Raw genomic sequence first — 21,856 nt, 5'->3', positions numbered from 1 at the left:
GCAATGACGATAGGCGCGGCCCGCGCAAAAGTCAACGTTTTGCAAACGCAAGCTTATGAGCGATTCCGCACATACATGCATTTATGCAAGGGGTATAAAGATCGGACACCATTCGTAACTAGGAGAAGACGATGATGAAAAAACTGTTAATTGCCGCCCTGATTGCCGGCTCGCTCGGCAGCGTCGCCGCCCCCGCCATATCGGCGGTGATCATCGTGCGCGAAGCGCCGCCGGAACCGCGTGCCGAACGCACACCGCCGGCACGACGCGGTTATGTCTGGGCGCCTGGGCACTGGGACTGGCGCAACAATCATCACGTCTGGGTCCGTGGCGCGTGGATTCGCGACCGCAAGGGCTACCATTACACCGCACCGGCGTGGCAGGAGCGTGATGGACGCTGGGAAATGCAGCGCGGTAACTGGGCTCGTGGACAGCGCGACAATGACGGCGACGGCGTGCCAAATCGTCGCGATGAGCGCCCGAACAATCCGAATCGCCAGTAATGGATGTTCCGCGCGGGGCATGCCAGCCCTGCGCGGCCGGATGACCAGGCCTGGTTCAGGCCGGAGAAACCTGGCCGCCGCATTGCATGACCAGATAATCGCGCACCGCGCGCACATCGGTAAACGGCATTTCCCCGATCACTTGGCGGATATGCCGTAGCGCATCCCATAAAAATTCATAGTGACCCTCGTTCACCGGAACCAGGCTGTACACACCCGTGGTGGTGGTGAACAGGTGCCGCTCGTTGGGCACAAGGAAGGCCGGCATCAGCGGCGTGCCTTCGTCATCCCAGAAACGCCACAAGCTTGCCTCCACATCGACCGCGTCGCAATAGACGGAGGCCGTCAGCGCGTCGGGAAAGACGAGCAGCGAACATTCTTCGGTATCGGCGGCAAAGATCATCTGGTCCTCGGGGGCGCGGGATGATGGATGCTTCGGCAGCACCCTTCCCTTAACCGTAACACATAAAACAACATTATGCGCTTGCTTGACCCGCTAATGAACTGTCCGCGCCCGCGCAGACTTCTACGCTTCGAGCGCCTTGCGCAGCTCGGCCACGGCGTCCGGGCGCACCACGCGCGCGACTTCCTTGCCATCCTTGATGACCACCACCGTCGGCCACAGCTTCACCTTGAATGAGCGGCCCAGCTTGCGGCCACTGCCGTCCTCGACCTTGATATGACGCGCCTCGGGCATGGCCGCGAGCGCCTGTTCGATCAGCGGCGCCGCTGCGCGGCAATGACCGCACCAGTCGGTGCCGAAGTCCAGCACCACCACGCCCGGCGTGGCATCGATCTCGCTGCGTTCCGGCTGTGCCGGTAAATACGGTGTGCTCATGCGGCTGCTCCTGATGTCGGTTGCATAAGCCTACCGCAAAACGACGCGCCGCACTGCACAACTCACGAGTTTGAATTGGAAACATTGCCAAGAGCCAATTGAAGGTCTACAATAAACCCTTTCAAAGGTAGGGTTATCATGGCGATCGAACTGTTCAATAACGGCAAGCACATCTGCCTGATGTTCTCCGATCTGGTCGATGAAGGCGAAGCCTCGGTCCAGTCGAACCAGTTTTTGATTGTCCAGGATGGCACCGGCATCTTGCTCGACCCGGGTGGGGTGTTGACCTACAACGAACTGTTCATGGGAATGAGCAAGTATTTTCCACCAAAACAGCTTCGTTATGTCTTCGCTTCGCACGCCGATCCCGATATCATCGCCTCGCTGCCGCGCTGGCTGGCCGGTTCGGACACCAAGCTGCTGATTTCGTCGATCTGGTCGCGTTTCGTGCCGCACTTTTGCGCGCAGGGCAAAACCGAGGGCCGCATCATCGCCATTCCCGACGAGGGCAGCCTTTTGCCGCTGGGGGACACCGAATTCCAGATCCTGCCCGCGCATTTTTTGCATGCGGAAGGGAACTTCCAGTTTTACGACCCGGTCAGCCGCATCTTGTACTCCGGGGACATGGGCGCATCGATGCTGCCGGACGGCCTGGCGATGGACCCGGTGCAAGACTTCGACAAACACCTGCCCTACATGCATGGATTCCACTCGCGCTACATGGTGTCGAACAAAGTTTGCCGCTACTGGGTCGAGATGGTGCGCAAGCTCGATCCGGAATGGATGGTGCCGCAGCATGGCGCGCCATTCAAGGGACGCGAGATGATCGGGCGCTTCCTCGACTGGATTGAAACGCTGCCTTGCGGTGTCGATCTGATGACCCAGGAGATGTATCAGGCTCCGCGCAAGATCACCGTCAGCCTTTAGCCGCTCGGCGTCAGCACGGTCGCGCCGAGCCGGTCCGCCAGGAAATCGACCAGCGCCGCCACCCGCGGCGCCAGCGCGCCTTGCTTGTAGAACACCGCCCATACCGGCTGCGACCATGGCAGGGTCAGCGGGTCGAGCACGGGCATCAACCTGCCCGCCTCGACATCGGCACGCGTCAGAAAATCCGCCAGGCAGGCGATACCCGCACCCGCCAGCGCCAGGTGGCGCAAGGTTTCCCCGCTCGACGCCAGCACCGCCGGGCTCACCGTCACCCCCTCGCTACCCGTGTCCCCGCCTTGGTCCGCCAGCGGCCAGGTGTTGAGCGAAGCCGGCGCGGTGAAGCCGAGCAAGCGATGCGCGCTCAATTCCCGCACCGTGGCAGGCGTGCCGTGGCGCGCCAGATAGGATGGCGCGGCCAGCAGCCGCAGCGCGCTGCTGCCGAGACGGCGCGCGTTGAGGCTGGAATCGGCCAGCTGGCCGATGCGAATGGCCACATCGGCCCGCTCTTCGATCAGGTCGACCAGGGTTTCGCCACTGGTCAGTTCGAGCCGGATCAGCGGGTAGGCGTCGAGAAAGGCCGGCACCAAGGGCGCCACCAGATGATCGAGCGCGGGCGTGGCGGCGTTGACGCGCACCAGGCCGGATGGCTGCGAACGGCGCGCCGACACTTGTGCTTCGGTATCTTCCAGCGCGGCCAGGATGGTGCGCGCGCGGCCGAGCAGCCAGTCGCCCTCTTCGGTCAGGTCCTGGCGCCGGGTGGTGCGGTGCATCAGGGTCATGCCCAGCTGTGCTTCAAGCCGGGCAATGGCGCGGCTGATGCCGGACGGCGTTTGCCCGAGCCGCTCGGCGGCGGCGGAAAATGAACCGGTATCGATGACTGCGGCAAACGCACTGAGCGCGTCGACGTCGATCATGTCTTTCTCCACAGTCAAAAAGCCATTGTACGGGAAGGCACAGCGTCGCCCTGTGATTAGTGACTGCGAGTCAAAAGTATAGTGTGCTGCGGGGCATTTTTCTTCCCGGTCTTTGCGCGCAGACTGCATGCCATCGCAAACCGCCTCAACTGGAGAATCCATGCCACTCGCACTCTGGGCGCTGACACTCAGCGCTTTCGCCATCGGGACCACCGAATTCGTCATCGTCGGCCTCATTCCCACCATTGCCGCCAGCCTCGGCGTGTCGGTTCCCTCGGCTGGATTGCTGGTGAGCCTGTACGCGCTTGGCGTGGCCATCGGCGCGCCGGTCCTGACCGCCCTCACCGGCCGCGTGCCGCGCAAGCATTTGCTGCTGGGTTTGATGGCACTGTTCACCGTCGGCAACCTGGTGGCCTGGATGGCGCCCGGTTACTACGCCCTGATGGCCGCGCGCGTCCTCACTGGCCTGGCGCACGGCGTGTTCTTTTCGATCGGCTCGACCATCGCCACCAGCCTGGTGAGCAAGGAAAAGGCCGCCAGCGCCATTGCACTGATGTTTACCGGCCTGACCGTCGCGCTGGTCACAGGCGTGCCGCTGGGAACCTGGATCGGCCAGAGCTTCGGCTGGCAATCGACCTTTTTGGCGGTTTCCCTGCTGGGCGTGATCGCATTTATCGGCAGCTATTTCCTGGTACCGTCGCAGATCGCCCTGAGTCCACCGGCAAGCCTGCTGACGCAAGTGGCCGTGCTCAGGAAACCGCGCCTGCTGCTGGTGTACGCCATGACCACCCTGGGCTACGGCGGCACCTTTATCGCGTTCACCTATCTGGCGCCGATTTTGCAGGAAGTGTCCGGCTTTTCAGCGTCGAGCGTGAGTTTGGTGATGCTGGTGTACGGCGTGTCGGTGGCATTCGGCAATATCTGGGGTGGCAAACTGGCCGACAAGAAAGGCCCGATCAAGGCCTTGCAGATCGTCTTTGCGCTGCTGGCGGCTGTCTTGCTGCTGCTGACCTTTACCGCCTCGAACACGTGGCTGGCGCTGGGTACGGTGTTGTTGTGGGGCGCGGTGGCGTTTGGCAATGTGCCGGGACTGCAAGTGTACGTGGTGCAGCGCGCCGAACGGGACGCACCGCAGGCGGTCGACGTGGCCTCAGGGCTCAACATTGCCGCATTCAACGTCGGCATCGCGCTTGGCGCCTGGGGCGGCGGGCTGATCGTGGCGTACCTGGGCCTGATGGCCACGCCATGGATCGGCGCCATTGTCGTGGTCGGCGCGTTGGGACTGACCACGCTCGCAGGCTGGCTCGACCGTCGCGACGGACTGGTGCATGTGGCGGGCGCAAGCCGCGCAGTCGGGGCGCACTAAGGAAATCCTCGGGCGCACGGATGACCGTGCTGCGCGGCTGTTGAGCGCGCAGCACGCGACCACACCATGTGCGGCTGGACGAGCACAGCAAGTAGCCCCCTCGCCGGGCTGACCGAGAGCAATCCGCAGCGGGCAGCCATCGCCAGCAACGGTCAAGCGGTCACAGTCAATAGCCAGCGGTCAGCGATCAGCGGCCAGCCGTCAGCGGTCCAGCTCTGGATAATGCCGGAAGATTCCATCTTCATTAAACGCGATCCGGCGCTTCGACGCGAGGTAGGCGGCAATATTCGGCCGCTGCGCCACCCGCTCGTGCAAAGCCACCAGCCCGGGATAGTCGCCTTCGAGCCGCTTCATTGCCTTGGGAAACGCATAGCGCAAGCCCTCCATCACCTGGAACATCGATAAATCCGCATACGACAGGCGCGTGCCTACCAAAAAACCGCCGCGGCGCTTGGGCTGCTGCAGCACACCCTCAAAGTAAGACAGGAACTTGGGTATCCGGTTCCCTACAAAATCGGCGGCGCGTCGTTTCGCTTCCTTTTTCTGGTCTTCGTAATACAGCGACACGCCCACGGGATGGTGCGTGTCGTGCGCTTCGTTGACGAGGTCGGCAATCGTCAACTGCAACTGATGGGTCCACAGGCGGCCCGCCTCGGCCCGTGGCGCAAGGCCGTGGCGCGCACCCAGATACAGCAGGATATTCGCCGTCTGCCCGATGGTCAGCGCGCCCGCCTTGAGAAACGGCGGCGCGAACGCCGGGGCCGCCTGCACGGCAAGCTCGGCCGCGACCTTGTCGGCTCCATTCTTCTGGCGCCCCACGTCCACATACGCCGCACCCGCCTCCTCCAGCGCCAAGCGAACGAATTCGCCGCGTCCCTGGATCGTCGGCCAGTAGTAAAGTTCATACGTCATCGCGTCTCCCATGCATGGATCAGTTGTGCGGCGATTATCGCCGATCCGCTTGAACGGGCAGCGCACGCCGTGCTAATCTGCCAATGCTGCCGATCCGACAGCGCATGCTCCGACCTATATATAAGGGGAACGCCATGATACGAAGAATCGCTCTTGTGTTGGTGCTCTTGTTCATCGGCATTCTGGGCATGGCGGCGATGCAGCCGAACACGTTTTCCGTGACCCGCTCGGTGACCATCAAGGCGCCGCCGGAGAAAATCCTCGCCCTGGTCGGCGATTTCCACCAATGGCAGGGCTGGTCGCCGTGGGAGCGGCTCGACCCAAGCATGCAGCGCGTCCACAGCGGCGCGCCGAGCGGCAAAGGCGCGGTGTACGCCTGGACCGGCAATGACGACGTCGGCGCCGGCAAAATGGAAATTACCGAACTCACGCCCCCGTCCAGGGTCGTGATCAAGCTCGATTTCATCAAGCCGTTCGAGGTGTCGAACGTGACCGAATTTACGCTCGTGCCCAAGGACGGGCAAACGCAAGTTAGCTGGACCATGTCCGGCCCGATGCCCTTCATCTCGAAAATCATGAGCGTCTTCATGAGCATGGACCGGATCATCGGCAGGGATTTCGAGAAGGGGCTGGCGAACCTGAAGGCCGCGACCGAAAAGTAAGCCCGGGTTTTTGGCCCCCTCCCCGCAAGAATCCCGTGCTTGAGCGATAATCTGGCATCATCATCGAGCCAACACGAGGATCCATTTTGCTTAACTTCGACTTCTACAATCCGACGCAGATCCTGTTCGGCCAGGGCCAGATCGCCGCGATTTCCAAACACATTCCCGCGTCCGCGCGCGTGCTGCTGGTCTACGGCGGCGGCAGCATCAAACAGAACGGCGTCTACGACGAGGTCATGGCCGCACTGGCCGGCTTTAGCGTCACCGAATTCGCCGGCATCGAACCGAATCCCAGCTACGAAACGCTGATGCGCGCCATCGCCCAGGTCAAGGCCGAGAAGATCGACTTCCTGCTCGCCGTGGGCGGCGGCTCGGTCATCGACGGCACCAAGTTCATCGCCGCCGGCGCCCTGCTCGACGCGGACCCGTGGACCATCCTGGAAAAGCGCGGATCGAACATCACCGCCGCCCTGCCGTTCGGCGCGGTGCTGACACTGCCCGCCACCGGCTCCGAAATGAACAGCGGCGGCGTTGTCACCCGCAAGTCGACGCACGAGAAGTTTTCGTTCATGAGCCGCAAATGCTTCCCCGCTTTCGCCGTGCTCGATCCGGGCATAACGTATTCGCTGCCCACGCGCCAGGTCGGCAACGGCGTGGTGGACGCCTTTGCGCACGTCATGGAACAGTACATGACCTATCCGGTGGGCGCCAAAGTCCAGGACCGCTTCGCCGAGGGCCTGCTGCTCACGCTGATCGAAGAAGGCCCGCAGGCGCTGGCCAATCCGGACGATTACGACGTGCGCGCCAACATCATGTGGACCGCCACCCTGGCCTTGAATGGCCTGATCGGCGCCGGCGTGCCGCAGGACTGGGCCACCCACATGATCGGCCACGAGCTGACCGCGCTGCATCATCTCGATCACGCGCAAACGCTGGCCATCGTCCTGCCAAGCATGCTGCGCGTACGCAAGGAAGCCAAGCGCGCCAAGCTGCTGCAATTCGCAGAACGCGTGTGGAACCTGTCCGGCGGCGATGAAGATACCCGGATCGAGGCCGCCATCACCCGCACCGAAGAATTCTTCGAGCTGATGGGCGTCAAAACCCGCCTGGGCGACTACGGCCTGGGCACGAAGGACATCGACGGCGTGCTGGCGGCGCTCGAAGCGCACCGCATGGTCAAACTCGGCGAGCAGCGCGACGTTACGCTCGATGTCAGCCGCAAAGTGCTGGAAATGAGCCTGTAAAGCGCACCACGCACAGCTGGCGCGGGCCTTCTGCGCCCGCGCCAGCTGTGATAAAATCGACATTCGCTAGGGGTCCTGGAAGTCATTTTCCGGGTGAGAGATACCCTCCGTACCTGATCTGGATAATGCCAGCGAAGGAAAGCGCAAAGTAGTTCCCTCCTTTGTTTGCTCCCCCGTTGGCTCCGGCTTTTTAAGCAACGCCCCGCACGCCGGCGCGTAATACGAGCACATTATGTCATCGCCAAAATTCAAGCAGTCCGTCATCGCCCTGGCCATCGTCCAGGCGTTCGCCTTTTCCGCACACGCGCAAACCAGTTCGCAATCGATGCCTGAAGTCGTCGTCAGCGGCGCCAGGCAGATCAGCGCCGACCGCGCCAGCGTAGCCGGCTTTTCCGACACGCCGCTGCTGTACACGCCGGCCACGGTGGTGTCCATCGGCCGCGAGCAGATGCAGGACTACAGCATCCGCAACAGCACCGACGCCATGAAGTTCGACGCCAGCGTGAGCGACTCGTACAACGCGATCGGCTACGCCGAACAGTTCTCGATCCGCGGCTTCATGCTCGATAACGGCGCCAGCTACCGCAAGGACGGCATCGCCATCTCGGGCGACACCCAGATCCCGCTCGAGAACAAGGAGCGCATCGAGATCCTCAAGGGCCTCTCGGGCCTGCAGGCCGGCGTGACCGCGCCGGGCGGCATCGTCAACTACGCGCTCAAGCGCCCGACCGCCGCGCCATTGCGCTCGGTCACCGTGGAAGCGCGCGAGCGCGGCACCGTGTACGGCGCGCTTGACCTGGGCGGCCGCTTCGAGGACAAGCGCTTCGGCTACCGGGTCAACGCCGCCGGCGAGCGCCTGCGTTCCTACGTCAAAGGCGCGGACGGCGAGCGCTCGTTTGTCTCGGGCGCGTTCGACTGGCAGATCTCGCCGCAGGCGCTGCTGCAGCTCGACATGGACTACCAGAAAAAATCCCAGATCACCGCGCCGGGCTACCAGCTCATTCGCGGCGTTGCGCTGCCCACCAACATCTCGGCCAAGACGCTGCTCAACAACCAGCCGTGGACCAAGCCTGTCGACACCCACACCAGCAATATCGGACTGCGCTTCGAATACCAGATCAACGACGCCTGGCGCACCACCGTCACCGCCAACAAGCACCAATTCAAGCGCGATGACTACACCGCCTTCCCTTACGGTTGCGGCAACGAGGGCGATGGCTTCTATCCTGGTTACTGCTCGAATGGCGACTACGACGTTTACGATTACCAGAGCGTAGGCGAGCGCAAGTCGCCGCTCGGCGCGCAGGCCCTGTTGCAGGGTAAGTTCGCCACCGGCGCGATCGGCCACGAGCTGACCTTCGGTGCGACCTATCTGGAACGCAGCGACAAGGCGGGCGAGTATGTGTACGACTACGTCGGCTTCAGCAATATCTACAACAACCTGGTGGTGCCGCCGGTCGACGCCAGCCGCGTCACCGGGCCGCTGACCGAGCGCCGCAACGACCATGAACGCGGCTTCGTGGTGCAGGACATCCTGTCGCTGGGTGCGCAGTTCAAGCTGCACACCGGCTTGCGTTACGTGGGCATCAAGCGCAATGCCACCACCGACACCACCTTCCTGCTGCCGAACGTCGCGCTGGTGTACAACCCGACGCCCGACTGGACGGTTTACGGCTCGCTGGCGCACGGCATGGAGCATGGCGGCGTGGCGCCCAAGCGCACCGCGAACGAATTCGCCTCGCTCGATCCAAGCCGTTCGAAGCAGGTGGAGTTCGGCGTCAAGGCCATGGTCAATGATGCGCTCAGCATGTCGGCCTCCGTGTTCAGCATCGTCAAGGGGCTGGAGTACACCAACGCGGCCAATACCTTTGTTCGCAGCGGCGAGCAAAAGCACAATGGGCTGGAACTGGCTGCGCAGGGCAAGGCTGGCAAGGACCTGAAATACAGCGTCTCGCTGATGGCGCTCGATACGCAGCAGGAAGGGACCGGCACCGCCTCGCTGGACGGCAAGCGTGTGACCAATGTACCGAAGTTCAAGACGGCGACGGTGCTGGAGTATGCCGTGCCGGCGGTGGCTGGCCTGAAGGTGAACGGGATGTGGCAATACACTGGCAAGAAGGCGTTCGATATCGAGAACAAGACGCTGGTGCCGGGATACAGCGTGTTCAATCTGGGGGGCGCGTACGCAACGCGCATCGCGGGCGTGTCCACGACGGTGCGTGCGACGGTGGACAACGTGGCCGACAAGTTTTACTGGCGCGATGTGACGCAGGAACTGGGCGGGTATTTGCTGCCGGGCGCTCCGCGTACGGTGCGGGTGTCGGCGCAGTTTGATTTTTAAGCACCAATCGGCAAACCGTCGCGAGAGATTGGAACACCACTAGACTCAAGACCGTCTTTCCCGCGCAGGCGGGAATCCAAGGTATAGTTGCGTAGCGAAGATGCCTTGGATTCCCGCCTGCGCGGGAACGACGGTCTTTTAGTCAGTGGATAAAAGTAAGCAAGCGCACCGCCTGCACCAACCGCTCCTCCAGGCTCCCCGTTACCAGCGTATAGCCGATCGCCCGCTCATCGAGCATCTGAAGCACCTGCTCATGAATCGTCTGGCGCACCGCCGCCGATTCACGCTGCAATCCATCAGCTTCCCACGGCCCGTCCGGCGCCGTCACGAGCGTCATCGCATAGTCATGGCGCCGTTCGAGCACCGACAACTGCGCATCGACCCTGTTCCAGTACCAGCGGCTGTAAATAGCCGTCATCAGCGGCGTGGTGTCGCAAAACAGGAAGCGCGTCGCTTGCCGCGCCGCCGCGTCTTCGCGCGCCATCTGGGTCAGCGCAATTTGATACTGATCGTCCTCGCGCGGCACGCGCCCCGTGGTATCGACAAATTCGCGCAGGTACTCCGGCACCCACACCGTACCGAAGTGCGACGCCAGCGCCGCGGCCAAGGTCGACTTTCCCGACGATTCGGCGCCCAAAATGGCGACCCGCAAAACCGGCGTCATGGCTTGCCGTCCACTGCGCGCGCCCAGGCGCGCCATCCAAACACCGCCATCACCACGAACGCCGCATACAGCACCGCCGTCGCATGCAGGTCCTTGTGGATGTACAGGCCAACATACAGCACATCGACCACAATCCACACGATCCAGTTTTCAACCTTCTTGCGCGACAAAAGCAGCTGCCCAAGCAGGCTGCCTGCGGTTAGGAAGCCATCGATATGCGGCACGTCGGTATCGGTGAATGTGCGCAGCGCATAGCCGATCGCGGCGAACAGCACCAGCCAGCCGACAATGCCGCCGATCCAGCCGGCACGGCCCGACCACGTGGCCGTGAGCGGCGCATGCTGCTCGCCGCCATACAGCCACTGGTACCAGCCCCATACCGACACGGCGATGAACACGCCCTGTAAGCCCATGTCGCCATACAGGCGCGCGTTGAGGAAGACAATGCCGTAGACCGCCGACGAGGCGATCGCGAACAGCCACGCCCAGTGGGTCTGGCGAATATTGAGTACAACGGTGATGACCGACAGGACCAGCGCCGTCAGTTCGAGCGGTGTGGTGGCCAGGCCAAGCAGGACAAAGGAATCGTTCATACGGAGGGAGTGGCGGAAAGTGGCGCAATTGTAGCGTATGCGCCGCTTTCCAAAAGGCGGGAACGGCGTCCCCACCCCAGATTTACCTGGCTTACTTGCGCGGGTACTTGATGGTCATTTCCTTGAGCAGGTTGTCGGCATGGTCGACTTCCTTCATCACCCACAGCATGTAGCGGATGTCCACGTGAATGGCGCGCGTGATGTCGCTGTCGAAGTACCAGTCCTTGGTCACCGATTCATAGGTCGAATCGAAGTTCAGGCCAACCAGCTCGCCGCGCTTGTTCATCACCGCCGAGCCGGAATTGCCGCCCGTGGTATCGGCGCTGGACAGGAAGTTGACCGGCACCGTGTTCAGCACAGGGTCCTTGAACACGCCATAGCGCTTAGCCTTGACCGCATCGAGCAGCGGCTTCGGTGCGTTGAACGGCTCGGCCGCCGTATGCTTCTCGACGATGCCTTCGACCGTCGTAAACGGGCCTTTGACGACGCCATCGCGCGGCGAGTAAGGCGCCACCGTGCCGAAGGTTACGCGCAGGGTCGAATTGGCATCGGCGTAGACCGGTTTGCCTTGCGACTTCTTCCACGCGATCACGGCCGACATGTACTGCGGGATGATGCGTTCGAGGTTGCCGTCGATTTCCTTGCGGCGGTTCTCGAGGGCCATGGTCACGTCATGCAGCTTGACGGCCAGCTTGATGACGGCGTCATCCGACTTTGCAAACGCCGCCGCATCCTTGCCGATCCAGGCCAGGCGCTTGGCGGTCTCGCCAAGTTCCGATTGTTTGTACAGTGCGCCGATGGCGCCTGGTTCCGGCAGCAGCGCGTCCAGGCCTTGCGGATGCATCTTTGCGGCCATCTTCTGGTAACGCTGCAAACCGGCGGCAAAGCGCGCCTCGTCCACGCTGCCTACGTAAGATTGCTCAAGGCGGGTCAAGCGCGCCTTGATGAACGACACGTCGCGTTGCTGGTAGCCGGTCTCGCGCCTGGCATCCGGCTTGGCGCTTTCCAGCGCAAGACGGTACAGCGTGCGCGCGGTTTTCAGCAGGTCGCTGTTGCCGGCGACCGACCAGGCAAATTCCGGCTCCGACAACGCCATATCGGCGGCGATGGCGGCGTCCAGGTCCGCCAGCAAGGTCGGCGACACGTCTTTCTGGTTACCCGGCTTGTTGAACCAGGCGCGGAACTCGGCGTCCTGCACATCCTTGATCGCCGCGATGTCCTTGCGCGCAAAGCCGTCGAGCAGGCCCTGGGTTTTCTTGAGCACGTTGTTGATGCCCTTGACCACGCTGGCGTAGCGCACGTCCTGGGCGGCGTTACCCTTGGTGGCGGCAGCGATGACGGCCAGGTCGGCCCGCATCTCGGCCACGCGCACAGGGAAGTTGGCGTCGCGCGCGAAGCGGATCTCGGACGGCAGCTTGTAGCGGCTGGTGCGGCCGGGGTAGCCGGCCAACAGGATCGGATCGCCGTTCTTCAGGCCTTCGGCCGACACGACCAGGAAGTCTTTCGATTTGTACGGCACATTGTCGGGCGACGGATCGGCCGGACGGCCATCCTTGCCGACGTAGGCGCGCAGGAAGGAGTAGTCGCCGGTCTGGCGCGGCCACTCGAAGTTATCGACGTCGCCGCCAAAATTGCCAATCATGTCCGACGGCGCGTACACCAGGCGCACGTCGCGGATCATCAACTGGCGAATGCGGTAATACTCAAGGCCGCGGTGAAAGCTCGGCACCGAACAGCGGTACGCCTTGTCGGTTTCGCATTCGGCAGTCAGCGCCTTGATGCGGTTCTGGACTTCTTCATTGCGCTCGAACCCGGACAGGGTCGGCGACAGACCCTTGAGCACGCGGTCGGTGACGTTTTCGACTTTTTCGGTCACGTACACCAGCGTATTCGGGCCGCCCGGCAGTTCGGCGTCGCGCGTCTTGGCGAGAAAGCCGTTGACGATGTAGTTCTTTTCAGCCGTCGAATTGCGTTGAATCGCGCCGTACGCGCAGTGGTGGTTGGTGACCACCAGTCCATCGCCGGAGACGAACGACGCCGAGCAACCACCCAGCGACACGATGGCGCTCATGGGGTGCTTGGACAGGTCGGCCAGCTTCTCGGCGGGGATGGTGATGCCGATGCGTTTGAGTTCCGACGACAGTTGCGGAAGCTGGTATGGCTGCCACTGGCCTTCATCGGCATTTGCGGTAGCAAATACGCCGAGCAGGGCGACGGGTAAGGCGATGGATTTCAACAAGATATACCCCAGAAGATAAAAGCAAGCGGGGAGTATATCGCTGATGCAAAGCGCTGGAAATGATTTTGTCGGCGCCGTATTGACGGTACGCCTGCGCGCGCAGCGTTGGTGCGTGACGGGCACCGGCCGGTGACACCGCCAAAAGACGTGCGTTACAATCAACTGTTAACAAATAATCACAACACTGCCCGATGCCGACACCGCCCCTCCTCGTCCGAAACTACTTCCATCATGCCGGCGCCGATGCGGAACTGCTGCTGGTGGCCGATGGCCACGTCATCGTGCCGGCCACACCATTGCTGCAGGTCGGCCATTTTACGAACGATGGCCGGGGCGGCATGATCGCTGCGGCGTACACGCTCGATCGTCAGGCCGGCTACATCGACGCCGGCGGCGCGTGGCTGGCCGGTCCCGGCATGGAGCACGCGCGCGCTTTCAGCGCCGACGGCCTGGCGCGCTTTTGCGAGGGCGGCCTGTGGGGCTACGTCAACCTGGCGGGCGAGCGCGTGATCGCGGCGCAGTACGCGGAGGCGGAAGGGTTTTCACACGGCCTGGCAGCGGTCAAGGTGGCGGACGACGAGTGGCGCTACATCGACCAACACGGCCAGTTTGCCTTCGACGGCAGTTTCTGGGGTGCTTGCGAGTTCGATGCGCTTGGCATGGCGGCGGTAAAGCAGGAAGAAGACCAGCCATGGGGTTACATCGACCGGCAAGGGCAGTGGGCGATCGACGCGCAGTTTTACCGCGCTTGGCCATTCACAGCCAGCGGCGTGGCGCCGGCCAGCACCGACGAGGATGAATGGGGCCTGATCGGCACCAGCGGCGAGTGGATCGTGCCAGCGTCGTTCAACTTTATCTACCCGTTCAACGACGACGGCTACGCCTATTTCCGCGACCGCGATTCGGACGACGAAGCCGAGGGCTACCTCGATGGGCACGGTGTCAAGGTCATCACCGGCGGGTTCATATCGGAAGAGATGCACGCCGGCGTCGCGCTCGACGGCGACCGGAACTTCATCACAGCCGACGGGCCGCTAGCGTTTCCGGTCAACCTGAGCTGGGTACGCCACTTCGACGACAGCGGCTACGCCCTCGTGCGCACCTCCGATTTTGCGCCCGGTCCCGGTGCGGTAAACGCCGAACCAGTGTGGGGCTTTGCGCACCGCGACGGCCGCTTCGTCCCGGTGCCGGCAAATGCGTTGGAACCGCTCACGAGCGACGGCTGGATTCCCGAAAACGAGTCGGGCACGCCGCTGACACCGTTCCTCATGCGCGACGGTGAAATCCACCTGTTCGACTGCGAGGCACGCACGCTCTTCATCTGGCGGCCCGAGAACTGCGCTGGGGGCACGCGAGCGGTCCTGCACGACCATGCCGGACGGCCGCTCTGGCACGCGGGGCCTGCCGACGCACTGGCAATCCCGGCACTCTTCTTCAATGCGCCGCCCGAGTCCTTCCTGGAAGGATGCGACGCCTTCGATCAAGTACCCGACCTGGCCATCTCCATGCTCGAGGAGGTAGAGCGCAAGCTGCACGCACTGGCGGGCGGCGAGAAAAATGTACCAGCGGCGCAAAAACAGACTCGCATCTCTCGCCGCGTGGCGCGCGTCTACGTCAGCGAGCCACACAACACGCATTACGACTTCCTCCTGTCGTACCGCGCGGGCGACAGCAGCCTGGCGCACAGCGGCATCGTCGCCGCACTGGATCAACGCTTCGGTAACGCGGATCCGGATCCCGACATGGCGCGAATCGCTTACCGCAGAGTGTCGCTGGCATGGCCGGTGCAACTGCGCCAAACGCTGGCAGCGCCGCAGGGAGCCAGGGAAGACTCGAACATAATGTGGATTGCTGTTTTCTGCACCGATGGCGACGATGATGGCGATGCCTGGTTCGACGTCTGGATGGACTGCGGCGCGAGCATCGAAACACTGGAAGTGGCGTCGGCGGCCGGCATCGTAGCGCAGGAAGCCGATCCGGACGAGGAATATGAAGAGGAAGATGAAGAGGAAGAGGACGAACAGCAGGCTGCCATCCTGTCTCCCTACGACGAGTGGATGGCCGAAGTAAGCCGCAGCTACCACAGGATCGAAGACGTTCCGGTTGAACTCATGGATGACGCCTTGTGCGATGCCGCCCTGGCAGAGAACAGCGATGCGCTGACGTATCTGCCCGCGCACTGGCGGACGGCCGACCGCCTCGCTGGCGTCATTGGCAAAAGCGTCGATAGCGCAATGGCCGTGCCGCCCTGGTGCATGACCGCCGCCGGACTGGCCCTTGCGCGCTCGCTGTACTCCACCGACGCGGCATGGCAGCGCGCCGACGCCGCGTTGTCGACGGTCCCGGACGTGATGAACGACTACACCATGCGCAAGGTGTGGGGATGCCTGCTCGATCCCGCCATTTGCCTGCGCGCGGTCAACGCGCGCGTGAGCCTGGGGTATATTCCGCGCTGGCTGCACAGCCCCGAACTCATCGCGCTCGCATTGGGTAAAGATATCGGCAATATCCGCTGGATCGAAAAGAGCGGCATCACTGCCGACATGGCACGGCACGCGGTGTCCCGTCGCTACGCCAACGTGGTGAGCTACATTCCCGCAGCCGTGATGACGGCGGAACTCTGGCAATTGGCGGTGCGTACCGATCCTTCAACGCTGCGCATCATGGCGCCCGCCCTGCGTACACCCGAGGTCTGCGCCATCGCCCTGGAGCAGAACGAGAACTACCTTCCCGACGTACCAACCGCAATGCGCGAAGCGACCGTGACGCTCCTGATCGACACCGACCCGGGGTCGCTCGGTATGCGGCGCGACGGACGCACCGCCAGCAGGTGGCATCATCTGCGCGCCTGGGCCAGGCTATGGAACAACGATTACCATGGCGCCATCGCCGACGCCACGCTGGCGGTGCAGGCGATGCCCGAATCGGCGCACCCCCACTACATCCTCGCTCACGCGCTCGATGAGATCGGCGAGCATGGCGCCGCCATGCGCGAAGCCGCCCTGGTGCTGTCACTCGACAGCCAGTACCGCATGCAGTTCAATGAAGACGCCTCGATCGGCTGGCTGCGCGCGCTGGCAAAAAGGGCGGTCGACGAGGCCGACGCCACCTTGCTAATGCAGCTGGCAGCCAATCCGGGCGGCCTGGCCAACATACCACGCTGGCGCGTAACGCGCGAGATGGTCGACCTTACGGTCGGCGCCGACGCCGCGAGCGTCGCCTTCGTCCCCAAGCGCCTGATGACGTCCGCGCTCTACGAACTGGCGCTCACCCAGGACATCAAGCGCTTCGTCCAGGTGCCCACGGCGTTCATGACCGAGAGTCTCTGCCTGTGCGCGGTAAAAAGCTTGAGCTTCGGTCTCTTCCTGGTCCCTCAATCCCTGCGCACACTCGCGCTATGCATTGCCGCAGTACGCCACAGAAGCACGGCGCTCGATCATGTTCCGGCAGCCCTGCTCGACGAAGTCCGCGCCGCCTTGCCACCACATGAGAGCCGAAAAGCATGACGATCACCGCAGCGTTCATCCGAAACTACTTTGTACCGGCGAACCACGAGCCGGACCTGCTGGTGCTCGACGCGGGTCGAGTATACGTGCCCACCCCCGGCATCGGCGATGTGATCGGCGAATTCACCGATGACGGCCAGGGTGGCGGCATCGCCGCAGCCCGGGCTGTCAACGGCATGTGGGGCTACATCAATACACGGGCCGAGTGGATCGTCGCGCCGACCCTGGACAACGCCCGCAGCTTCGTCGACAACGAGCTGGCGCGTTTCTGCGACGCTGGTCTGTGGGGCTTCGTCAACCTGGCGGGCGAGCGCGTCATCGCGGCGCAGTACGCCGAGGCGCAAGGGTTCTCGCACGGCCTGGCGGCGGTCAAGGTATCCGAAGGTCATTGGCGCTACGTCGACTGCCAGGGGCAGTTCGCGTTCAATGGCGTCTTTGCCCATGCGGGCAAGTTCAGCGCCTGCGGCCTGGCGGCGGCCGCGCCGGGGGAAGGCCAGCCATGGGGCTACATCGACCGGCAGGGCCAGTGGGCGATCGCACCGCAGTTTTACCGCGCATGGGCCTTCTCGGACGGCGGCACTGCGCCTGCAGGCGCCAGTCAGGAAAAATGGGGGCTGATCGATACTGGCGGCCACTGGATCATGCCCGCATCGCGCGGATTCATCAGGCCGTTCAATGACGACGGCTACGCATTTTTCTCCGGCTCCGGTAGCAGCGACGAAGCCCAAGGTTACCTCGATGCGCGCGGGGTCAAGGTCATCAGCGGGCAATGGGTGTCGCACAAAATGCGGGCCGGCGTCGCGAAAAACGGCGATCGCGGCTTCGTCAATGCCGACGGGCCCATGACGTTTCCGGTCGAATTGCGCTGGGTGCGCAAATTCGACGCCAGCGGCTACGCACTGGCACGCACGTCCGACTTTGCGCCCGGGGCAAACGCCCGGCCTGTCGCAGCGGTGTGGGGCTTCGCGCACCGCGACGGGCGCTTCGCGCCGGCACCGGAGGACGCGCTCGAACCACTCACCCTCGATGGCTTCATTCCCGATTCCGAAAGCGGCACGCCGTTGACGCCTTTTCTCATGCGCGACGGGCGAATCCACTTGCTCGACAGCGAAGCCCGCACGGTCCTGGCCTGGCAACGCGAATCCTGCGATCGCGGCGCCTGCGCAGTCTTGTCCGACCACTCCGGCCGGGTGCTCTGGCGCGGTGCGCCGTGTGACGCCCTGGCTGGCTATCCGCCCTTTTTTGTGCTGTCGCCGGAATCATTCCTGGTTCCGGTGGGCGCCTTCGAACAAATACCTGGGTATGCGGCATCCCTCCTCGACGAGATAGAGAGCGAGCTGCATTCGTTCGTTGAAAGTCCGGGCAACGCACACTGGATGGCGGCGCGAACGCGCATTTCGCGCCGGCTGGTGCGCGTCTACCTCAGCGAACCGCACAACACGGAATACGATTTTCTTGGCCCGGTGCGCGCACGCGCCAGTGGCGTGGCGCACGAGCGCATCATCGCCGCACTGGAAAAGCGCTTCGGCCCCGGCGACACCGATCCCGACCTGGCGGAGGCCGGCGAGCGCACGGATTCGATCGGGTGGCCGGTCCAGCTGCGGCAGGCGCTGGCGACGCCGCACAGTTCGAGGGACGACGCCAACCGCTTGTGGATCGCCATCTATGTCGATAACGGGAGTGACGATGCCGACGCCTGGTTCGACATCTGGATGGATTGTGGTCCGAGCATCGAAACATTGGAAACGGCATCAGCGGTCGGGATCGCGGAGCAGGAAGGCACGGACGATGACGATGACGACTACGACGATGACGTGGAAGACTATGACGACGATGACGACGAACAGGAAGATGAGGTCCCCGCCGCCACCCCGTACGAGCAATGGATCGCTGCTGTAAAACGACGCGGCTACGCCATCGAAGAAGTCCCGACCGAACTGATGGACGACGTCCTCTGCGATACCGCGCTGGCGCATGGCAGCGACACACTGCTGTACCTGCCCGCACGATGGCAGACACCGGAGCGCCTGGCCTCGCTGATCCGCAAAAATGTCCATAGTGCGGTGCGGATTCCCCGCGCCTGCATTACCGCCGCCGGATTGGCGCTGGCGCGCTCGCTGTACGCCACCGACACAGACTGGCAAGAGGCCGATGCCGCCGCGTCCACAGTGCCGGAATACCTGAACGACTACAGCATTCGCGAGGTGTGGGGCTGCCTGCTCGATTACGAGCAGTGCCTTCGGGCAGTCAGGGAACGCGCCAGCCTGGCGTCGATGCCGCGCTGGCTGCGCACCCCTGAACTGGAGGCGATCGCGCTGGATAACGATATCGGCGATATCCGTTGGCTCGACAAGAGCGATATCACACCCGGCCTGGTGCGGCGGGCACTGTCCGATCCCGAGACCGATGCCGTGCGATACATCCCTGCCGCGCTGCTGACGACGGAGATGTGTTTGCTCGCGGTGCGCACCGAAGCGAGAGCGCTGCGCAGCATGGCGCCTGCCCTGCGCACGGCCGAGATATGTGCCGCCGCCCTGGCAACAGACCCGTACATCGTGGCCGATGTACCGGAAGCAGTGCGCGAGGCTGCCGCCACGCGCTTGATCGACGAGGACTTGGGTTCATCCAGCGCGCTAAGCGAATATCGCAATTTCAGCAAATGGCACAAACTGCGTGCCTGGATCAAGTCGTGGCAGAAGGACTACCAGGGCGCCATTGCCGACGCCACCCTGGCGTTGCAAGCGATTCCCGACTCGGCCGACGCCCACTACATACTGGCACACGCTTTCCGCGAAACCGGCGAGCATGACGCGGCGGCGCGCGAAGCGTTTCTCGTACTGTCGCTCGATAACGACTACAGCGAGGAGTTCGACCGTAACGCCAGCACATACTGGCTGCGCGCCCTCGCCAAGCGGGCGGTCAACCATCTCGATGACGCCACCCTGCTGGCCCAGGTGGCGGCCAATCCGGGCGCGCTGGCTGGCATGCCGCGCTGGCGCGTCACTCGCGAGATGGTCGACCTTGCGGTTGGCGCGGATCCGGCAACCGTGGCGTTCGTCCCCAAGCGGCTGATGACGCAACCGCTCTACGCCCTCGCACTGGCGCGTAAAGTCAAGCAGTTCAAGCAGATCCCCGCCGCGTTCAAGGACGAAGCCTTTTGCCTGGCAGCGGTGCGGCATTCGAGCTTTGGACTCTACTACGTTCCAGAAGCTCGGCGCACGCTCGCGCTATGCATCGCCGCAGTACGCGACAGCAGCACGGCGCTCGATCATGTTCCGGCAGCGCTGCTGGACGAAGTCGCGCGCGCCACCGGCGTGGGGAGGTCCTGAGATGAGCGCGCATCCTGTCCTGATCCGAAACCCGATGCAGCCAGACGGCAAACCGTCCGAGCTGCTGCTGGTTCACGATGGCAGGGCTTACCAAAGCCGCCCCGCCCTGTATTACGTCGACGGGCCATTTGTCGACGATGGCGCCGGCGGCGCCATTGCGGCTGCAATGGCTGCCGACGGCGGCCGCGGCTACCTGAACGCGCGTGGCGAATGGGTCGTCGCACCGACCCTGCAAGACGCCCAGCCTTTCGGCCCGGACGGCCTCTCGCTGTTCCGCGACCAGGACCGGTGGGGTTACCGCAACCTAAAGGGCGACGTGGCCGTCGCCGCCCAATACGAAAAAGCCGAGGCATTCAGTTTCGGCTTGGCGGCAGTCATGATCGGCGAGCGCAAATGGCGCTATATCGACACCAGCGGACAGTTCGCGTTCGACGGTTTTCTGCGCCATGCCGGACCATTCACCGCAATCGGCCTGGCAGTGGCGCGAGGTGGAACCTACAAATGCGGCTACATCGACCGTAGCGGCGCATGGGCCATCGCACCACGCTTCGAGCGTCCGGCGCCATTTTCAAGGCATGGTGTGGCGCCCGCCAGCGAGAACGGCAGGCGTTTCGGCATCATCAACCAGCAGGGCGAATGGGTACTGGCGCCTTGCTACGACGAGATAGACGCCTTCAACGACGACGGCCTGGCGTGGTTCAAGGCTGATGACAACCAGGAGGGCTATCTCGATGCCGCCGGCATTCCCGTCATTCCCGACTGCTACGACCTGTCGCGCACCATGCGCCACGGCGTCGCCGTAGAGCGCGCGGCGCAGATGTGGTACCGGAGCGCGGATGATGTGCCCGAATTTGGCGAGGCGTTCGACTGGGCCGGCGACTTCAACACCCACGGCTTTGCGCTCGCACGCGCCGTCAATCAGGAGCGCGGGCCGGTGTGGGGCATTGCACGCCTCGACGGCCCCTTCGCCGTCGTGCCCGCCGACGTGCTCGAACCGCTCCCGGACTGGGATATCGATATCGGCTGCCCCGAACCGGGCACCCCGCTGATCGCCTTTCTTGCGCGCGATGGCAGCATTGCCCTGCTCGACCGCCATGCACGCCTGGCCTTCCGGCTACGCGCCGAATCGGAGGATGGCGTTGAGCGCGTGGCGCTGTACGACCAGACCGGGCGCCAGCTATGGCAGGACGCACCGTGCGCGGGACTGCACATACCGCAGCCCTACTTTTCCGCGCCGGCCGAGGCATTCCTGGCTGAAGTGGGCCAGGTCGACGAACTACCTGCCTACGCGGAGACGATGCTGGCGGCAACCCGGGCCAAGCTGCTCAACATCGACGCCCTGAAACAGGCGGCGCACAACGGCGAGACGGAAACCGACGACGCGTACGCGTACAAGTCTGGCCCCGATGACTGCTTCAACGGGTACAGCGACACCAACGACGAAGGCAGGCTGGCAAGGCTGGTGCGCACCCGGCGCCGCATTTTCCGCATGTACCTCGGCGAGGATGAACTGATGCGTTATGAGTTCCTCGGCAGCGACCGTTACCCGATGGTGTTGCGGATGGTCGAGCGCTGCGTGGCACGACTGAGCGCGCATTTCGGCGCGCCCGTGTCCGATCCCGACTACGCCGGGGCCGAGCCCGACCGCGACACCCTGGCCTGGCGCGTCGGCGCACTGTGGCTTGGCATCGCGGGCATCCACGAGAACGGCGACGGCGATGCGTGGCAGCATATCTGGCTGTTGTGCGCTCCCAGCCAGGCAGCGTTCAATGCGGCGCTGGCCGGCCAGCAGCCATCCCCTTTCGATCCCACCTGAGC

16 protein-coding genes and 1 riboswitch are annotated in these 21,856 nt (G+C 63.6%); of the genes, 9 read left to right on the top strand and 7 right to left on the bottom strand.

The genetic code is table 11. The features are described 5' to 3' along the window. The first annotated feature begins 131 nt into the window (after nucleotides 1-131). Entirely contained in the window at nucleotides 132-503 is a 372-nt protein-coding gene (locus F2P46_RS07145) for a YXWGXW repeat-containing protein (protein ID WP_306667674.1), read from the top strand. A 55-nt stretch (nucleotides 504-558) separates the two neighbouring features. On the opposite strand, the gene F2P46_RS07140 is transcribed toward F2P46_RS07145, so the two are convergent. After that, the gene (locus F2P46_RS07140) at nucleotides 559-906 is read right to left on the bottom strand and encodes a hypothetical protein (RefSeq protein ID WP_166886754.1); all 348 of its coding nucleotides are present in this window, start codon (nucleotides 904-906) and stop codon (nucleotides 559-561) included. 123 nt (nucleotides 907-1,029) lie between these two features. After that, complete coding sequence (locus F2P46_RS07135) at nucleotides 1,030-1,341, bottom strand: thioredoxin family protein (protein ID WP_166886751.1); 312 nt, start codon at nucleotides 1,339-1,341, stop codon at nucleotides 1,030-1,032. Between the two features lie 138 nt (nucleotides 1,342-1,479). On the opposite strand from F2P46_RS07135, the gene F2P46_RS07130 reads away from it, so the two are divergent. Continuing rightward, a complete protein-coding gene (locus tag F2P46_RS07130) occupies nucleotides 1,480-2,268 on the top strand; it encodes an MBL fold metallo-hydrolase (RefSeq protein ID WP_166886748.1) in 789 nt (262 codons plus the stop codon). On the opposite strand, the gene F2P46_RS07125 is transcribed toward F2P46_RS07130, so the two are convergent. Continuing rightward, a complete protein-coding gene (locus F2P46_RS07125; protein ID WP_166886745.1) occupies nucleotides 2,265-3,182 on the bottom strand; it encodes a LysR family transcriptional regulator in 918 nt (305 codons plus the stop codon). The two genes, F2P46_RS07130 and F2P46_RS07125, sit on opposite strands and share 4 nt — an antisense overlap. A gap of 160 nt (nucleotides 3,183-3,342) precedes the next feature. Here F2P46_RS07125 and F2P46_RS07120 point away from each other — a divergent pair, with 160 nt between their 5' ends. Next, nucleotides 3,343-4,548 (top strand): MFS transporter, encoded by a 1,206-nt coding sequence (locus F2P46_RS07120; protein WP_166886742.1) that lies wholly within the window; start codon nucleotides 3,343-3,345, stop codon nucleotides 4,546-4,548. A 201-nt stretch (nucleotides 4,549-4,749) separates the two neighbouring features. Here F2P46_RS07120 and F2P46_RS07115 read toward each other — a convergent pair whose 3' ends face one another. After that, nucleotides 4,750-5,460, bottom strand: a complete 711-nt coding sequence (locus tag F2P46_RS07115; RefSeq protein ID WP_166886739.1) for a glutathione S-transferase — start codon at nucleotides 5,458-5,460, stop codon at nucleotides 4,750-4,752. Nucleotides 5,461-5,594: 134 nt separating this feature from the next. On the opposite strand from F2P46_RS07115, the gene F2P46_RS07110 reads away from it, so the two are divergent. From F2P46_RS07110 to F2P46_RS07100, 3 genes are all read left to right on the top strand, one after another. Beyond that, nucleotides 5,595-6,122: an SRPBCC family protein gene (locus F2P46_RS07110; RefSeq protein WP_166886736.1), complete on the top strand. Its 528-nt coding sequence runs from the start codon at nucleotides 5,595-5,597 to the stop codon at nucleotides 6,120-6,122. 86 nt (nucleotides 6,123-6,208) lie between these two features. Continuing rightward, a complete protein-coding gene (locus tag F2P46_RS07105; protein WP_166886733.1) occupies nucleotides 6,209-7,366 on the top strand; it encodes an iron-containing alcohol dehydrogenase in 1,158 nt (385 codons plus the stop codon). Between the two features lie 58 nt (nucleotides 7,367-7,424). Beyond that, nucleotides 7,425-7,523: riboswitch (TPP riboswitch) on the top strand. A 75-nt stretch (nucleotides 7,524-7,598) separates the two neighbouring features. After that, nucleotides 7,599-9,707 (top strand): TonB-dependent siderophore receptor, encoded by a 2,109-nt coding sequence (locus F2P46_RS07100; RefSeq protein ID WP_166886731.1) that lies wholly within the window; start codon nucleotides 7,599-7,601, stop codon nucleotides 9,705-9,707. A 142-nt stretch (nucleotides 9,708-9,849) separates the two neighbouring features. Here the strand turns inward: F2P46_RS07100 and F2P46_RS07095 are convergent, their stop codons facing one another. The 3 genes from F2P46_RS07095 to F2P46_RS07085 form a co-directional block, all read right to left on the bottom strand. Next, complete coding sequence (locus F2P46_RS07095) at nucleotides 9,850-10,371, bottom strand: AAA family ATPase (RefSeq protein WP_166886728.1); 522 nt, start codon at nucleotides 10,369-10,371, stop codon at nucleotides 9,850-9,852. Continuing rightward, nucleotides 10,368-10,964: a nicotinamide riboside transporter PnuC gene (gene pnuC / locus F2P46_RS07090; protein ID WP_166886725.1), complete on the bottom strand. Its 597-nt coding sequence runs from the start codon at nucleotides 10,962-10,964 to the stop codon at nucleotides 10,368-10,370. The genes F2P46_RS07095 and pnuC overlap by 4 nt, the downstream gene beginning before the upstream one ends. Nucleotides 10,965-11,055: 91 nt before the next feature. After that, nucleotides 11,056-13,203 carry a S46 family peptidase gene (locus tag F2P46_RS07085; protein WP_166886722.1) on the bottom strand — a complete coding sequence of 716 codons (2,148 nt, stop codon included), beginning with the start codon at nucleotides 13,201-13,203 and terminating at the stop codon, nucleotides 11,056-11,058. A gap of 191 nt (nucleotides 13,204-13,394) precedes the next feature. Between F2P46_RS07085 and F2P46_RS07080 the strand changes: the two genes are divergently transcribed. From F2P46_RS07080 to F2P46_RS07070, 3 genes are read left to right on the top strand one after another with little or no spacing between them, the layout of a single operon-like run. After that, complete coding sequence (locus F2P46_RS07080; RefSeq protein WP_166886719.1) at nucleotides 13,395-16,709, top strand: WG repeat-containing protein; 3,315 nt, start codon at nucleotides 13,395-13,397, stop codon at nucleotides 16,707-16,709. Beyond that, nucleotides 16,706-20,038 carry a WG repeat-containing protein gene (locus F2P46_RS07075; RefSeq protein ID WP_166886715.1) on the top strand — a complete coding sequence of 1,111 codons (3,333 nt, stop codon included), beginning with the start codon at nucleotides 16,706-16,708 and terminating at the stop codon, nucleotides 20,036-20,038. The genes F2P46_RS07080 and F2P46_RS07075 overlap by 4 nt, the downstream gene beginning before the upstream one ends. A 1-nt stretch (nucleotide 20,039) precedes the next feature. Beyond that, the gene (locus F2P46_RS07070; protein ID WP_166886712.1) at nucleotides 20,040-21,854 is read left to right on the top strand and encodes a WG repeat-containing protein; all 1,815 of its coding nucleotides are present in this window, start codon (nucleotides 20,040-20,042) and stop codon (nucleotides 21,852-21,854) included. The last annotated feature ends 2 nt before the right edge of the window (nucleotides 21,855-21,856 follow it).

This window comes from Massilia sp. CCM 8734 (assembly GCF_011682155.1).
In the GTDB taxonomy this organism is placed as follows: domain Bacteria; phylum Pseudomonadota; class Gammaproteobacteria; order Burkholderiales; family Burkholderiaceae_D; genus Telluria_A; species Telluria_A rubra.
The sequence above is the reverse complement of the archived record's forward strand: the minus strand, read 5'-3'. Positions and strand labels throughout refer to the sequence as shown.

Excerpts from the sequence above, each read along its gene's own strand:
- F2P46_RS07145 (WP_306667674.1), top strand. The coding sequence starts at position 132 with ATGATGAAAAAACTGTTAATTGCCGCCCTGATTGCCGGCTCGCTCGGC.
- F2P46_RS07140 (WP_166886754.1), bottom strand. The coding sequence starts at position 906 with ATGATCTTTGCCGCCGATACCGAAGAATGTTCGCTGCTCGTCTTTCCC.
- F2P46_RS07135 (WP_166886751.1), bottom strand. The coding sequence starts at position 1,341 with ATGAGCACACCGTATTTACCGGCACAGCCGGAACGCAGCGAGATCGAT.
- F2P46_RS07130 (WP_166886748.1), top strand. The coding sequence starts at position 1,480 with ATGGCGATCGAACTGTTCAATAACGGCAAGCACATCTGCCTGATGTTC.
- F2P46_RS07125 (WP_166886745.1), bottom strand. The coding sequence starts at position 3,182 with ATGATCGACGTCGACGCGCTCAGTGCGTTTGCCGCAGTCATCGATACC.
- F2P46_RS07120 (WP_166886742.1), top strand. The coding sequence starts at position 3,343 with ATGCCACTCGCACTCTGGGCGCTGACACTCAGCGCTTTCGCCATCGGG.
- F2P46_RS07115 (WP_166886739.1), bottom strand. The coding sequence starts at position 5,460 with ATGACGTATGAACTTTACTACTGGCCGACGATCCAGGGACGCGGCGAA.
- F2P46_RS07110 (WP_166886736.1), top strand. The coding sequence starts at position 5,595 with ATGATACGAAGAATCGCTCTTGTGTTGGTGCTCTTGTTCATCGGCATT.
- F2P46_RS07100 (WP_166886731.1), top strand. The coding sequence starts at position 7,599 with ATGTCATCGCCAAAATTCAAGCAGTCCGTCATCGCCCTGGCCATCGTC.
- F2P46_RS07095 (WP_166886728.1), bottom strand. The coding sequence starts at position 10,371 with ATGACGCCGGTTTTGCGGGTCGCCATTTTGGGCGCCGAATCGTCGGGA.
- pnuC (WP_166886725.1), bottom strand. The coding sequence starts at position 10,964 with ATGAACGATTCCTTTGTCCTGCTTGGCCTGGCCACCACACCGCTCGAA.
- F2P46_RS07080 (WP_166886719.1), top strand. The coding sequence starts at position 13,395 with ATGCCGACACCGCCCCTCCTCGTCCGAAACTACTTCCATCATGCCGGC.
- F2P46_RS07075 (WP_166886715.1), top strand. The coding sequence starts at position 16,706 with ATGACGATCACCGCAGCGTTCATCCGAAACTACTTTGTACCGGCGAAC.
- F2P46_RS07070 (WP_166886712.1), top strand. The coding sequence starts at position 20,040 with ATGAGCGCGCATCCTGTCCTGATCCGAAACCCGATGCAGCCAGACGGC.